The 13,673-nt window shown below is 72.9% G+C and carries 12 protein-coding genes; 6 read left to right on the top strand and 6 right to left on the bottom strand.

Features of this window, described 5'->3' with window-relative positions; translation table 11 throughout:
• Positions 1-20 precede the first annotated feature (20 nt).
• Positions 21-2,591 carry an MMPL family transporter gene (locus tag F4692_RS14350; protein WP_179620274.1) on the bottom strand — a complete coding sequence of 857 codons (2,571 nt, stop codon included), beginning with the start codon at positions 2,589-2,591 and terminating at the stop codon, positions 21-23.
• Between the two features lies 1 nt (position 2,592).
• Positions 2,593-3,222: a TetR/AcrR family transcriptional regulator gene (locus F4692_RS14345; RefSeq protein WP_179620273.1), complete on the bottom strand. Its 630-nt coding sequence runs from the start codon at positions 3,220-3,222 to the stop codon at positions 2,593-2,595.
• 215 nt (positions 3,223-3,437) lie between these two features.
• On the opposite strand from F4692_RS14345, the gene F4692_RS14340 reads away from it, so the two are divergent.
• Positions 3,438-3,920 carry a hypothetical protein gene (locus tag F4692_RS14340; RefSeq protein ID WP_179620272.1) on the top strand — a complete coding sequence of 161 codons (483 nt, stop codon included), beginning with the start codon at positions 3,438-3,440 and terminating at the stop codon, positions 3,918-3,920.
• A gap of 272 nt (positions 3,921-4,192) precedes the next feature.
• Here F4692_RS14340 and meaB read toward each other — a convergent pair whose 3' ends face one another.
• Together meaB and F4692_RS14330 are read right to left on the bottom strand one after the other, a co-directional pair.
• Positions 4,193-5,149 (bottom strand): methylmalonyl Co-A mutase-associated GTPase MeaB, encoded by a 957-nt coding sequence (meaB, locus tag F4692_RS14335; protein ID WP_179620271.1) that lies wholly within the window; start codon positions 5,147-5,149, stop codon positions 4,193-4,195.
• Positions 5,150-5,175: 26 nt separating this feature from the next.
• Complete coding sequence (locus tag F4692_RS14330; RefSeq protein ID WP_179620270.1) at positions 5,176-6,363, bottom strand: acetyl-CoA C-acetyltransferase; 1,188 nt, start codon at positions 6,361-6,363, stop codon at positions 5,176-5,178.
• A 212-nt stretch (positions 6,364-6,575) separates the two neighbouring features.
• Here F4692_RS14330 and mce point away from each other — a divergent pair, with 212 nt between their 5' ends.
• The 4 genes from mce (at position 6,576) to F4692_RS14310 (ending at position 11,317) form a co-directional block, all read left to right on the top strand.
• Positions 6,576-7,046: a methylmalonyl-CoA epimerase gene (mce, locus tag F4692_RS14325; RefSeq protein WP_179620269.1), complete on the top strand. Its 471-nt coding sequence runs from the start codon at positions 6,576-6,578 to the stop codon at positions 7,044-7,046.
• An 87-nt stretch (positions 7,047-7,133) separates the two neighbouring features.
• Positions 7,134-8,474, top strand: a complete 1,341-nt coding sequence (gene ccrA / locus F4692_RS14320) for a crotonyl-CoA carboxylase/reductase (protein WP_179620268.1) — start codon at positions 7,134-7,136, stop codon at positions 8,472-8,474.
• Positions 8,475-8,612: 138 nt separating this feature from the next.
• The gene (locus F4692_RS14315) at positions 8,613-10,022 is read left to right on the top strand and encodes a hypothetical protein (RefSeq protein WP_179620267.1); all 1,410 of its coding nucleotides are present in this window, start codon (positions 8,613-8,615) and stop codon (positions 10,020-10,022) included.
• Between the two features lie 221 nt (positions 10,023-10,243).
• Positions 10,244-11,317: an AI-2E family transporter gene (locus tag F4692_RS14310; protein WP_179620266.1), complete on the top strand. Its 1,074-nt coding sequence runs from the start codon at positions 10,244-10,246 to the stop codon at positions 11,315-11,317.
• Here the strand turns inward: F4692_RS14310 and F4692_RS14305 are convergent.
• Complete coding sequence (locus F4692_RS14305) at positions 11,295-12,296, bottom strand: EamA family transporter (RefSeq protein ID WP_308645310.1); 1,002 nt, start codon at positions 12,294-12,296, stop codon at positions 11,295-11,297. The two genes, F4692_RS14310 and F4692_RS14305, sit on opposite strands and share 23 nt — an antisense overlap.
• A 38-nt stretch (positions 12,297-12,334) precedes the next feature.
• On the opposite strand from F4692_RS14305, the gene F4692_RS14300 reads away from it, so the two are divergent.
• Complete coding sequence (locus F4692_RS14300; protein ID WP_179620265.1) at positions 12,335-12,871, top strand: CGNR zinc finger domain-containing protein; 537 nt, start codon at positions 12,335-12,337, stop codon at positions 12,869-12,871.
• Positions 12,872-12,877: 6 nt separating this feature from the next.
• Here F4692_RS14300 and F4692_RS14295 read toward each other — a convergent pair whose 3' ends face one another.
• On the bottom strand, positions 12,878-13,657 hold the full coding sequence (locus F4692_RS14295; RefSeq protein WP_179620264.1) for an alpha/beta fold hydrolase: 780 nt from the start codon (positions 13,655-13,657) through the stop codon (positions 12,878-12,880).
• Positions 13,658-13,673 lie beyond the last annotated feature (16 nt).

The raw sequence follows: 13,673 nt of genomic DNA, 5'->3' as shown, positions 1-13,673 counted from the left end.
CGCCCGGGCCGGCCGGGTGGTCAGCCGACCGGCACCGGCTCGCGCGCGGGCTCCTCGGCGACCTCGGGCTGCTGCGCCCGCAGGCGCTCGGCGAGCGCGGCGCCCTCCACGTCGAGGTTCGGCAGCAACCGGTCGAGCCAGCGCGGCAGCCACCACGCGCGGTCGCCCAGCATCGAGAGCACGGCCGGCGTGAACGTCATCCGGATGAGGAAGGCGTCGAGGAGCACGCCCACCGCGAGCCCGAAGCCGATGGAGCGCGCCATCGTCATCTCGGCCCAGATGAACCCGGCGAAGACCGACACCATGATCAGCGCCGCCGCGGCCACGACCCGGGCGCCCGAGCTGAAGCCGTCGCGCACCGCCGTCCGGGCGTCCTTGCCATGGACGTACGCCTCGTGCATGCCCGAGACCAGGAACATCTGGTAGTCCATCGCCAGACCGAACAGGATCCCGATCAGCAGGGTGGGCATGAAGCTGAACACCGCCGACGGGTCGTGCACGTCGAACAACGAGCCGAGCCAGCCCCACTGGTAGACCGCGACGATCGCACCGAAGCTCGCTGCCACCGAGAGCAGGAAGCCCGCGGTCGCGACGAGGGGCACCAGGATCGAGCGGAACACGACCGTCAGCAGGACGAGCGAGAGCCCGATGACCATCGTGAGGTAGAGCGGCAGGGCACCCGCCAGGCGCTCGGAGACCTCGATGTTGGCGACGGTGGCCCCGGTCAGCCCGAGCCCCACGTCGTCGCCGAGCAGCTGCTCGCCGGTCGGGTTGACGTCGCTGATCATCGGCGCGTCGAAGAGGCCACGGACGTGGATGCGCTCGTCGCCGGCGGCCAGCCGGCGCAGTCCCTCGACCAGCTCGACGGTCGACTCGGCCGACGGTCCCTCCGCGGGCACGACCTGGAAGGCGAGCGTACGGCCGTCGTCGCTGGTGCCGACCGGCAGCACCGAGACGCGGTCGTCGACGGCCAGCACGGCGCGCGCCACCCGGGCCTGCTCGGCCACGAGGTCGTCCTCCCCCACGGGCTGGTCGTGCTCCGCGGCGAGCAGCAGGGGGCCGTTGGCGCCGGGACCGAAGTGGTCGGCGACGCGCTCGTAGGCCTGGTAGGCGGTGGAGTCCTGCGGCTCGGAGGAGCCGTCGGGCAGCCCGAGCCGCATCGACAGCGCGGGCAGGGCGAGCACCAGCATCACCAGGCTCACCAGGGCGGTCGCCGCCCGGGGGCGACGGGTGACCAGGCCGACCCAGCGCTGCGGCCAGCCCGCACGATCGGCGCCGGTGCTCGCGGACCGACGCCGACGCGGGACGGCGCGTGCGCCGACGAAGGACAGCAGGGCCGGGGTGAGGGTGAGCGCGACGGCGACGGTCACCGCCACGGTGAACGCGGCGAGCAGCCCCATCTGCAGGAGCGTGGGGATGCCGGAGACAGCGAGCGCGGCGAGGGCGATCACCACGGTGGTGCCGGCGACCACCACGGCCGAGCCGGCTGTGCCGGTCGCCAGTGCGATGCTGGCGCGCACCGCTTCGCGGTCCGGGCGTACGCCGTCCGGCAGGTCGGCCGTGAGGTCCGCGAGCTGGCGCCGGTGCCGGTTGACGATGAACAGGGCGTAGTCGATGCCGACCGCGAGGCCGAGCATCATGCCCAGCACGGGAGCCATCTGCTGGAGCTCGATCCACTGGGTCGTGGCGATGCCGAGGGTGAGGCTCACGCCGACGCCGACCATCGCGATGGCCAGCGGCAGTCCGGCGAGGACGAGCGAGCCGAGCATGACGAGCAGGACGACGCCCGCGACCGCGACGCCGATCGCCTCCCCGGGGCCGCCGACCTCCCGGCTCATCGTGAGCTCCTGGCCGTAGTCGGCCTCGATCCCCGCGTCGGCCAGCGCGGCCCCGGCGTGCGGCACCGCCTCGAGCACCGACGGGTCGAGCTCCTGGGTCTGGGTGTCGAAGCGGACCTGGACGAGCGCGGTGGTCCCGTCGTCGCTGACGAACGAGACCCCGTCGCCCGCGTCGGAGAGCGCGCGCCCGGCCGCGTACTGCGCCCAGCCGTCCGCGAGCTCCTGCTCCGCGCCGTCGAGCCGGGCGCGGCCGTCCCGGAGCTGCTGCTCGAGCTCAGGCGTCGAGGACGACGGGTCCTGGCGGAGCAGCGCCTCCAGGCCGGCGACCTGGGCGCGGCCGGAGTCGTATTGCTGCTGGCCCCGCGTCAGCCGGCGCTCCGCGCGGTCGAGCCGGTCGACGGAGCCGTCGAGACGACGCTGCAGCGCGAAGGGGTCCAGGACGTCGGTGACGTGGGGCAGCTGCTCCCAGGCGTCCATGGTGTCGCGCAGTGCCGTGCGCTGGTCGGCGTCGAACCCGCCCGGGCTGTGCACGACGACCGTCCCGGTGCCGCCGGCGACGTCGGGGATCTCCTCGCCGAGCTGGTCGAGGACCCGACCGAACTCGCTGCCGGGGATCTCGAATGCGTTGCTGAGCGGTCGCGAGAGCGTGGCCATGCCGCCGACGGAAGCAGCGATCACGAAGACCCACGCGAGCAGGACGGCGAGGGGGCGACGGGCCGAGAAGAGGCCGAGCCGGTGGAGCAGGGATGCCACGTCAGTTCTCCTCGGTGGGGGTGGGACGGGCGCCGGACTCGTCGAAGCCGGCGAACAGGAGGTCGAGGCCGCGGCGGATCCACTGCTTGTGCAGCTCTGCCGCGCGGGTGTCGTCGTCGGTGGCGGCGACGGCCAGCCGGGTGACGGCGCACAGCACGCCGAACGCGGCCGCAGCCAGGCCGGCCACGAAGATCGGGTCGGCGTCCTCGCCGAGGCGCCGGCGCAGGCCCTCCTCCAGGGCCCGGCACTGGCGGTCGTCGAACTCGAGGACGAAGCGGCGCGTGGCGGGCGACGTGGCCGCGGCACGCTCGAGGATCCGCACCTGCGCGAACGCGGGCGAGTCGATGAGCTCCTCGATCACGGCCATCGCCGCGTCTCGCAGGGACTCCTCGGCCGGACGGGCCACGATCGCGTCGATGGTCTCCGACGTCACGCCCTCGATCGTCGCGGTGAGGACGTCCTCCACCCGGGGGAAGTAGTTGAAGAGGGTGCGCCGGGAGACCCCGGCCGCCTCGGCGATCCGGTCGGCCGTCAGCGCCTCGATGCCCTCGCTGGCCAGCAGGGAGATCGCGGCCTCGGTCAGGGCGTCCCGGGTCTGGTTCTTGCGCGTCTCGCGCGCCGTCGTCGGCATGAGTTGCACTGTAGTGCAAGTTGCACTCGGGTGCAAAGCGGAAGCGGCTTGAGCCTGGCTGGCCTGTTTCTTGACAAATTCTTCGGGTTCTCCGACGCCCCTGCTCGATCCGACCTAGCGTTCGGATCGCACTGGCCGTTCCACCACCACCAGCAGCGTGTCCGCCTTCTCGGGGTCGGCCGATCCGCGCCCCACCACACGAAGGACGTGCGCCCATGACCGCCGAGCTCATCTCCTCGCACCGCCTCAGCTCCGGCTGGGCCGGCCGCGCCTCGCAGCACCGCCGCCACCAGGTGCGCTCGCGCACCTCGGGCGCCGACGGCGTCGACGCGATGTGGTCCTCGGTCGTCGACGTGCTCGCAGCGCTGCCGGGACGCGCAGGTGCCGTGCTGTGCACGGCCGACGGGAGCTCCGTCGCGACCTACGGACTGACCCGCGGCGAGCAGGTCCGCCTGCCGCAGGAGGCCGTGCAGCTCATCATGACCCACCGCGTCGCCGAGCGCTCGGCCACCGGGGTGGTCACGGCCGAGGTCGTCGCGGGACCGAGGTGCACGGTCGTCGCGCGCATCCCGAGCGCCGCCCGCGGTGACCACCTGCTACTGGTCACCGCGACCGACGTCAGCGCTCCCCTGCTGAACGCCTGGACGTCCCAGGCCGCCGAGGACCTGCGCCGGCTCCTGCTCGACGCGACGGCGTAGCGCGCAGCCGCGTGCACCGGCCGGGTGGCCCGGGCGGGCCCGGACGGCAAAGGTTTGCGCCCGCCCCTCGAAACCCGTCGCGCGAACGGAACAGGATGGTTACAGTTCCTCTACGCGACTGCCACACGGCTCGACCGGTGGCACCGCCCGACGATCCCGACCGAACCCCACTCGGACGGTGATCGCCTCCTCCGCAACCGCACCAGGCCCCGCTCCCGAGTCGCGACCCCACCACCGGCGACCCGAGGGCGGGGTCAGCGGTGCTGACGGGCTCAGCCCTCCAGCAGCACGTCGGCGGCGGCGTAGGGATCGACCTCGCCGGCCGCGACCCGTCCCGCGAGCGCGTCGAGGTCCGCTCCCGCACCGGCGCTCCCCCAGCGCTCGCGCAGGGCACCGAGCGCGATCGCCTCCACCTCGCGGCGCGCCCGGCGCGTACGCCGGCGCCCGAGCTCGCCCGACTCCGCGAGCCACGCGGCGTGGCGGTCCACCTCGGCCAGCAGCTCGTCGATCCCCAGGCCGGTGCTCGCGACGGTCTGCAGCACCGGCGCCCGCCACGCGCCGTCGGGGCGCTCGGCGACCGACAACATGCTGCGCAGCTCGCGACGCGTCCGGTCGGCGCCGTCGCGGTCGGCCTTGTTGACGGCGTACACGTCGCCGATCTCCAGGATCCCGGCCTTGGCCGCCTGGATCCCGTCACCCATCCCCGGCGCGAGCAGGACGAGGACCGTGTCCGCCAGGCCGGCCACCTCGACCTCGCTCTGCCCGACGCCCACTGTCTCCACCACCACGACGTCGCACCCGGCGGCGTCGAGGACGCGCACCGCCTGCGGGGTCGACCAGGCCAGGCCGCCGAGGTGCCCGCGCGCGCTCATCGAGCGGATGTAGACCCCCGGGTCCAGGGCGTGGTCGCCCATCCGCACGCGGTCGCCCAGCAGCGCCCCTCCCGAGAAGGGCGAGGACGGGTCGACCGCCAGCACCCCGACGCGCCGCCCGGCGCGACGCAGCGCGGCGACCAGGGCGTTGGTCGAGGTGGACTTGCCCACGCCCGGGGCTCCGGTGATGCCGACCACGTGCGCGGTGCCCGCATGGGGAGCCAGCGCGGCCATCACCTCCCGCAGCAGCGGCGAGGCGTCCTCGACCAGCGTGATGAGGCGGGCGACGGCGGCGGCGTCACCCTCGCGGGCGCGCCCCACCAGGTCGGGGACCGCAGGGGCCCCCCGCCTGGTCACGCGCGCTCCGGTCCGTGGTGCCTGCGTCAGGATGCGGCGGGCACGCGGATGATCAGGGCGTCGCCCTGGCCGCCGCCGCCGCACAGCGCGGCGGCACCCACGCCGCCGCCGCGACGCTGGAGCTCGAGGGCGAGGTGCAGCACGATGCGGGCGCCCGACATCCCCACCGGGTGCCCGAGGGCGATCGCGCCGCCGTTGACGTTGACCGCGTCCTCGTCGACGCCGAGCTGGCGGGCGGACTCGATGCCGACGGCCGCGAAGGCCTCGTTGAGCTCGAACAGGTCGATGTCGGACACCGCGATGCCCTCCTTCTCGGCGGCCTTCTCGATCGCGCGAGCGGGCTGCAGCTGCAGGGAGGAGTCGGGGCCGGCGACCTGGCCGTGCCCGCCGATCTCGGCGATCCACGTCAGGCCGAGCTCCTCGGCCTTCTCCTTGCGCATCACCACGACCGCGCAGGCCCCGTCGCTGATCTGCGAGGCGGAGCCCGCGGTGATGGTGCCGTCCTTGGCCACCGGGCGCAGGCCGGCGAGGGTCTCGACGGTCGTGTCCCCGCGTACGCCCTCGTCCTCCGACACCACGACGTCCCCGCGCCGTCCGGAGATCGTCACCGGGACGACCTCGTCGTCGAACACGCCGTTCTTCCAGGCGAGCGCGGCACGCTGGTGGGAGCGCGCGGCGAAGGCGTCCTGCTCCTCGCGCGAGAGGTTGGCGCCGGCGGCGTTGCACCCGTCGGTGAGGCTGATCATCGCCTGCTTGGTGGCCTGGTCGTAGAGAGCGTCGTAGGCCATCGAGTCCACGAGCGTGGTGTCGCCGTACTTGAAGCCCTCGCGCGACTTCGGGAGCAGGTGCGGAGCCTGGGTCATCGACTCCATGCCGCCCGCGACGACGACGTCGTGCTCCCCTGCGCGGATCAGCTGGTCGGCCATCGCGATCGCGTTGATGCCGGAGAGGCAGACCTTGTTGATGGTGATCGACGGCAGGCTCATCGGGAGGCCGGCGGCGATCCCGGCCGAGCGGGCGGGGTTCTGCCCGGCGCCGGCGAGGATGACCTGTCCCATGATGAGGTAGTCGACCTGGTCGGGGGCGACGCCCGCCTTCTCCAGGGCGCCCTTGATGGCGACCCCGCCGAGGTCGGCGGCGGAGAGGTCCTTCAGTCCCCCGAGGAGGCGCCCGATCGGGGTGCGGGCTCCGGCGACGATCACGGACGTGGTCATGGGGTTCCTCCAGGCGTGCGGGCGACTCGGACGACGATCTGCTGCGCTTCGGACGATACCCACCAGCGTGACGCCAACGGCAGGGGTGAGCGATCATTCACCTCTGAGGCGCACGTCACACCCGCCCACGCTCGTGCTCACCCCTCGGCGGCCCTAGTGGCGACCGTCACACCTCCTCGCGCGTCGCGCCCCCGAAGTGCACGATGTCCGCCATGACCTCCCCCGCGCTCCCCGGTGACCAGCTGAGCGACGTCCAGCACCTCTTCACCGCCATCGACCACGTGGGCATCGCCGTGCCCGACCTCGACGAGGCGATGGCGTTCTACCGCGGCGCCTACGGCATGCAGGTGCTCCACGAGGAGGTCAACGAGGAGCAGGGCGTACGCGAGGCGATGGTCGGCGTCGGCGACTCGGGCTCCTGCATCCAGCTCCTCGCGCCGCTCACGCCCGAGTCCACCATCGCGAAGTTCCTCGACCGCAACGGCCAGGGGATCCAGCAGCTCGCGTTCCGCGTCGACGACGTCGAGCACGCGGCCGCGGTGCTGCGCGAGCGCGGCCTCCGCCTGCTGTACGACGCGCCGAGGCGCGGCACCTCCGACAGCCGGGTCAACTTCATCCACCCCAAGGACGCCGGCGGGGTGCTGGTCGAGCTGGTCGAGCCCGCGTCCGGCCCCGGCCACTGAGCGACCTACGTCACACCTCCGACCGCTCGAGGTTACTCGCCGGTATCTTCGCCCCACTCGTGCCCCGACGCCCCACCAGGAGACACCGTGCAGCACATCCTCGACGCCATCCAGTCCGGCAGCGCCACGTCGGAGGACTTCGCCTCCCTCGAGCTCCCCGAGTCCTACCGCGCCGCCTTCGTGAAGAAGGAGGACGTGGACATGTTCGAGGGCCTGAGCGCCAAGGAGAAGGACCCGCGCAAGTCCCTCCACGTCGACGAGGTGCCGCTCCCCGATCTCGGCCCGGGTGAGGCGTTCGTGGCCGTGATGGCCAGCGCGATCAACTACAACACCGTGTGGACGTCGATCTTCGAGCCCGTCTCCACCTTCGGCTTCCTCGAGCGCTACGGCCGCAGCAGCGAGCTCACCAAGCGCCACGACCTGCCGTACCACGTCGTCGGCTCCGACCTCTCCGGCGTCGTCCTCAAGACCGGCCCGGGCGTGACCCGCTGGAAGCCGGGCGACCGGGTCGTCGCGCACTGCCTGTCGGTCGAGCTCGAGGGCCCCGACGGCCACAACGACACGATGCTCGACACGGAGCAGCGGATCTGGGGCTTCGAGACCAACTTCGGCGGTCTCGCCGACGTCGCGATGGTCAAGGCCAACCAGCTCATGCCCAAGCCCGAACACCTCACCTGGGAGGAGGCCGCCTCCCCGGGCCTCGTCAACTGCACGGCGTACCGCCAGCTCGTCTCCACCAACGGCGGCAACATGAAGCAGGGCGACAACGTCCTGATCTGGGGCGCCTCGGGCGGTCTCGGCGGCTTCGCGACGCAGTACGCCCTCAACGGCGGCGCGACGCCCGTGTGCGTGGTCTCCAACGAGGAGAAGGCGCAGATCGCGCGCAGCATGGGGGCGGAGCTGATCATCAACCGCTCCGAGGAGGGCTACAAGTTCTGGAACGACGAGGGCACCGAGCAGGACCCGCGCGAGTGGAAGCGCTTCGGCGCCCGGATCCGTGAGCTCACCGGCGGCGAGGACATCGACATCGTCTTCGAGCACCCCGGCCGCGAGACCTTCGGCGCCTCGGTGTTCGTCACCCGCAAGGGGGGCACCATCACGACCTGCGCGTCCACCACGGGCTACCTGCACGAGTACGACAACCGCTACCTGTGGATGAACCTCAAGCGCATCATCTCCAGCCACTTCGCCAACTACCGCGAGTCGTGGGAGGCCAACCGCCTCATCGCCAAGGGGAAGATCCACCCCACGCTCTCGAGGACCTACACCCTCGACGAGGTCGGGCAGGCGTCCCTCGACGTCCACCAGAACGCCCACCAGGGCAAGGTCGGCGTGCTGTGCCTGGCGCCGGAGGAGGGCCTCGGGGTCCTCGACCACGAGATGCGCGCCCAGCACGAGACGGCCATCAACCGCTTCCGCGGTGTCTGAACGGCGGACGATCGGCCTCTGAGATCTTTCGCTCACCCCGGTTCGCGGATCGCCCGCGAGCCGGGGTGTGTTCTTGCCCGGGCATCGGACACACTGACAGCGACGCAGTCCGTACGACGTGAGAGTGGGTGCCGCAGCATGAGCCGCGACCAGGGCCTGTCCATCTTCGACGAGCCGGAGAACGGTGACGACGCTGAGGCCACCGGCAGTGCCGGCGAGGAGACGCAGGTGCTCCCGGTGACCCCGAAGGACGATGCGAAGGACGATGCGAAGGACGACCCGGCGAGCGCCCGGAAGGACGCTCCGGAGGGTCGCGGGGCGGGCACGGACACACCCGCGAAGGCACCCGCGGCGGCGTCCCAGCCCCCGATGACCGAGCCCGTCCGGGCGACGCCCGAGCCGGAGCCGACCGTCAAGGCACCCGTGATCCCGCCGCCGGCGCCGACGTCCGCGCCGCGTGCCTCGGCCCCTGCCGCTCCTGCATCGACTGCGGTCTCGGCCCCGGCCCCTGCGCCGGTGGCGCAGCGGCCGGCCGTCCCCCCGGCCATCCCCCCGGCCGCGCCGCTCCCGGTCGTGCGGCGCGGTGGCTACGACAAGGCGGCCGTGGACCAGCGCGTCCACCAGCTGCAGTCCGAGAAGGCCGGCCTCGCCACGGGCCTGGCCAGCAGCGAGCAGCGGGTCATCGAGCTCGAGTCCGAGCTCGAGCGGCTGCGCGCGGAGGCGGCGGAGAACGCCAACCCGACGTACGCCGGCCTCGGCGGCCGCGCGACCTCGATGCTGAAGATGGCCGAGGACGAGGCCGCCGACGTGCGCGCGGCGGCGCGCCGCGAGGCCGCCGAGATCCGTACCCAGGCCGAGCGTGACGCCCAGAGCATCCGGGCCGACGCCGCGCGTGAGGCCGACGACATGCGCATGGTGCAGCTCAAGGAGCTCGACGAGATGCGCGCCCGGCTCACCGCCGACGCCGAGACCGAGCGCAGCCTGGCCAAGGCCGAGGCCGAGGACCTCCTCGCGGCCGCGCGTCGCGAGGCCGACCAGCTGCGCCTCGCCGCGCAGCAGGAGACCAACGAGATGCGGGTGACGGCGACGCGCGAGTCCGAGCAGGCTCGCGCGGCGGCCGACCGGGAGGTCCAGGAGGCGCGGCGGACCCTCGCGGTCGAGAAGGAGCGCCTGGCCCGCGAGGCGGCCGAGCACCACTCGAGCGCGACCGCGGAGACCCAGCGCCTCGTCGCCGAGGCCGAGGAGCGGGCCACCGCCGCCGAGCAGCGCGCGCGTGAGGCCACCACGCAGGCCAACACGCACCGCCAGCAGGCGCAGAGCGAGGCCGAGGGCCTGCTCAGCCGCGCCCGCCGCGAGGCCGAGCAGGTCGTCGCATCGGCGCGCACCCAGGCCGACTCGATCAACGCGACCCGCATCGCCGAGGCCGAGCGCGAGCTCGCCAACATCCAGTCCGAGGTCGAGCGTGCCGCCAAGCGGCGCGACGCGATCACCGCCCAGCTCGGCGCGCTGCGCGACGTGGTCGCAGGCTTCGGCGAGGACGAGTCCTGAGCGGCACCGGGCCCGGCGAGGAGCGCGAGGACCTCGCGGCCGGCGCCGCCGAGGCGATCGACGCGGCCGAGCGGGCCGAGTCCGCCGCCGAGCGCGCCGACACGGCCGCCGGGATCGCGCAGGAGGCCGCCGAGGAGTCCACCGAGGCTGCGGAGTCGGCGGCCGCGATCGCGGAGCGCATCGACGACTCGACCGACCTCGTCGTCCCCCCGGAGCCCGTGGTGTACCCGCCTCCGACGCACGACCAGGGCACGCACCACTCGTCCCTGCTGCGCCACTCCCCCTTCATCGTGGGGTTCTTCGGCGCGCTCGGCGTGCTGCTCGCGGTCTTCCTCGTCCAGCAGGTGCTCAGCATCAGCTCGGTCCTGGTCCTGCTGGTGCTGGCGATGTTCCTCGCGATCGGGCTCAACCCCGTCGTGGAGTGGTTCATGCAGCGCGGCGTGCGGCGCGGACTGTCCGTGCTGCTCGTGCTCGCGGTCGTACTGGCGGTGCTGGCCCTCTTCGTGGGTGCCGTGGTCCCGGTCATCAGCGAGCAGATCGCGCTGATCACCCGCAACGCACCGGCGTGGTTCTCCGACCTCCAGCAGAACACCTACGTCGAGCAGCTCGACGAGCGCTTCGCCATCATCGACAAGCTCCAGGACTACGTCACCAACGGCGACTTCAGCCAGCGGGTGTTCGGCGGGGCGGTCGGCGTCGGGCTGGCGGTCCTGTCCGCGTTGACCAACACCTTCATCGTGCTGGTGCTGATGATCTACTTCCTCGCCTCGCTCCCCAGCATCAAGCACGCCGGCTACAGCCTGGCGCCCGCCTCGAGGCGTCCGCGCGTGAGCGAGCTCGGCGACCGGATCATCCGCAGCACCGGCGCCTACGTCTCGGGCGCGTTCCTGGTGGCCCTGTGCGCCGGGATCAGCACCTTCATCTTCACGTGGGTCGTCGGCCTCGGCGACTACAGCTTCGCGCTCGCCTTCATCGTCGGGCTGCTCAGCCTGATCCCCGTGCTGGGCGCGGTCGTGAGCGGCGTGATCATGACGGCGCTGGCACTCACCATCTCACCCACGGTCGCGCTGGTCGCGGCGGTCTACTACATCGCCTACCAGCAGCTGGAGTCCTACGTGATCTCCCCGCGCATCATGAAGCGGGCGGTCGACATCCCCGGCGCGATCACCGTGATCGCGGCGCTGGTCGGGGGCAGCCTGATGGGCATCATCGGCGCCCTGCTCGCCGTGCCCGTGGCGGCGGCCCTGCTGCTGCTGCACCGCGAGGTGTTCCTCAAGCGGCAGGACGCCCGCTGAGGGTTGCTGGTTCGGGGTCGGGCTCGGGGAGCGGCTCGACCGTGAGCGGTGCGCGGCCCTCGCCCAGCTTGACCACGACGACGCCGGCGAGGACCAGCAGACCGCCCGCGAGCTGGACCGCGCGGGGCAGCTCGCCGAGGAGCAGCCACGCCCAGACGACCGCGGCGAGCACCTCACCGAGCGCGACGAAGGACGCCAACCGGCTCCCCAGCCGGCGGCCCGCCTCGATCCCCGTGACGTAGGAGAACGCGGCCGTCACCAGGCCCAGGGCCAGGACGGTGGCCCACCACGGCACGGTGAAGCCGTCGTAGACCGCGTCGGCCGTGGAGGCGGTGAAGGGCAGCAGCCCCGACGCACCGGCCGTGCCCAGCACCACGCTCGCCACGACCAGGCCGCCCGCCGCCAGGCTGATGCCCGGCAGGCCGTTGGACTCGTCGGCGGAGAGGATGAAGTAGGAGGCGGCACCCACCATGGCGCCGAGCGCCCACAGCACGCCGACCGCGCTCAGGTCGGCGCCCGAGATGACGTCGAGGACGAGCACCAGCCCGCAGGCCGCGAGCGCCGCGCCCACGACCGTGAGCCCGGACGGCCGGTGCCCGTGGCGCAGCCACAGCCACACGACGACCGCGACCGGGGCGGTGTACTCCAGGAGCAGCGCCACGCTGACCTGCATGTAGGTGACGGCGTAGAAGTAGCACAGCTGGGCGCCCGCCACGGCACTGACGCCGTAGATCGCGATCAGGCCGAGGTTGTCGCGCAGCAGCTCCCAGCGCCCACGGACCGCGAGCAGGCCCGGCACCACCAGCGCGAGCGCGGCGATCACGGTCCGCGCCGTGACGGCGGCGCCGGCGCTCCAACCGGTGTCGAGCAACCCCCGGGCCAGCGCGCCGGACAGCCCGAACGCGGTCGCGGAGGCCACCGCGAGGGTGAGCCCCGCGGCGGTCCGGGAGGAACCCGTGTCATGAGTCAAAGCCGTCACGGTCGTGACACTAGGGTGGCGCGGTGTAATGTGTCAACGTGCTCTTCACGGATGACACCGACGCGGCGCTGCAGGCCGCGGTCGCCCTCGCCAACTCGACCGACGAGCCCGGCGACCCCCTCGGCTCGGTGGACGACCTGTCCGCGTTCCTGGCGTCGTGGTCCTACACCGGACGGCACGACGCGACGCCGCAGGAGCTCGAGGCCGTACGGCGGCTGCGACCCGCGTTGAAGACCCTGCTGCTCGCAGAGCGCGACGAGGCCGCGGGCATCGTCAACACGATGCTCGCCCGCGCCAAGGCGCTCCCCCAGCTCCAGCGCCACGACCACTGGGACTGGCACCTGCACGCCGTCGACCCCGACCGCCCGTTGGACGAGCGCGTCGTCGTCGAGACCGCGATGGCGATGGTCGACGTGATCCGCGCCGACGAGATGTCCCGGCTCGACCGCTGCGCCGCGGACGACTGCGACGACGTGGTCCTCGACCTGTCGCGCAACCGCTCGCGCCGCTACTGCTCGACCACGTGCGGCAACCGCGAGGCCGTGGCGGCCTACCGGGCCCGCCAGAAGGCCTGAGGCGGCTCAGCGCAGGAAGCGGCGCAGCACCTCGAGGAAGATCTCCGGCTGCTCGGAGTGGACCCAGTGGCCCGCCTCCTTGATCAGCACCCGCCGGTTGCGCAGGAAGCGGCGGTCCATCTCCCCGGCGTGCTCGTCGGAGATGTAGTCGGACCTGGCTCCCCCGACCCAGAGGACCGGCCCGTCGTACGTGGCGTCGCCGAGCTCGTCCCCCGGCCACCCGGCGAGCTCGTCCATGTGGTCGGCGAGCAGCTCGAGGTGGGGCTGCCAGTGCCACCCGTCGTCGGTGCGGCGGAGGTTCTGGAGCAAGAAGCTGCGCACGACCGGGTTCGGCACCGCCTCGGCCATCGCCTCGTCGGCCTGGGCGCGCCGCTCGAGGCCCGCCAGGTCGAGCGCGCGCATCGTGCGGGTGTAGCCGATGAACTCGCGGCCGCTGTCGTACGCCACGGGCGCGATGTCCACCACCGCCAGCCGCTCGACGAGCTGCGGGTGCCGCAGCGCCAGGCACATCGCGATCTTGCCGCCCATCGAGTGCCCGACCAGGGCGACCGGCTCGTCGCCCGCCCAGCTCGACACGTCGGCAGCGACGAGGTCGGCGAGCTCGAGGTAGTCGAAGGTCTCGGTCCAGGGCGAGCGGCCGTGGTTGGGCATGTCGAGCAGGGCCACCCGGTGGTCCGCGCTGAGCGCCTTGGCGATCTGGGTCCAGTTCTTGCCCTGGCCGAACAGGCCGTGGCAGAAGACGACGCGCGGCCCGGACTCGCCGAGCTCGGTGCGGTGCAGGCTCACCCGGCCATCCTCCCGC

The sequence above is a fragment of the Nocardioides cavernae genome, assembly GCF_013410035.1.
GTDB classification, from domain to species: domain Bacteria; phylum Actinomycetota; class Actinomycetes; order Propionibacteriales; family Nocardioidaceae; genus Nocardioides; species Nocardioides cavernae_A.
This window is presented reverse-complemented; position numbering and strand designations above follow the sequence as displayed.

What these genes read in the sequence shown, in the direction of transcription:
- F4692_RS14315 (WP_179620267.1), top strand. Translation starts at nt 8,613, where the DNA reads ATGAGCCGCGACCAGGGCCTGTCCATCTTCGACGAGCCGGAGAACGGT.
- mce (WP_179620269.1), top strand. Translation starts at nt 6,576, where the DNA reads ATGACCTCCCCCGCGCTCCCCGGTGACCAGCTGAGCGACGTCCAGCAC.
- F4692_RS14345 (WP_179620273.1), bottom strand. Translation starts at nt 3,222, where the DNA reads ATGCCGACGACGGCGCGCGAGACGCGCAAGAACCAGACCCGGGACGCC.
- F4692_RS14330 (WP_179620270.1), bottom strand. Translation starts at nt 6,363, where the DNA reads ATGACCACGTCCGTGATCGTCGCCGGAGCCCGCACCCCGATCGGGCGC.
- F4692_RS14340 (WP_179620272.1), top strand. Translation starts at nt 3,438, where the DNA reads ATGACCGCCGAGCTCATCTCCTCGCACCGCCTCAGCTCCGGCTGGGCC.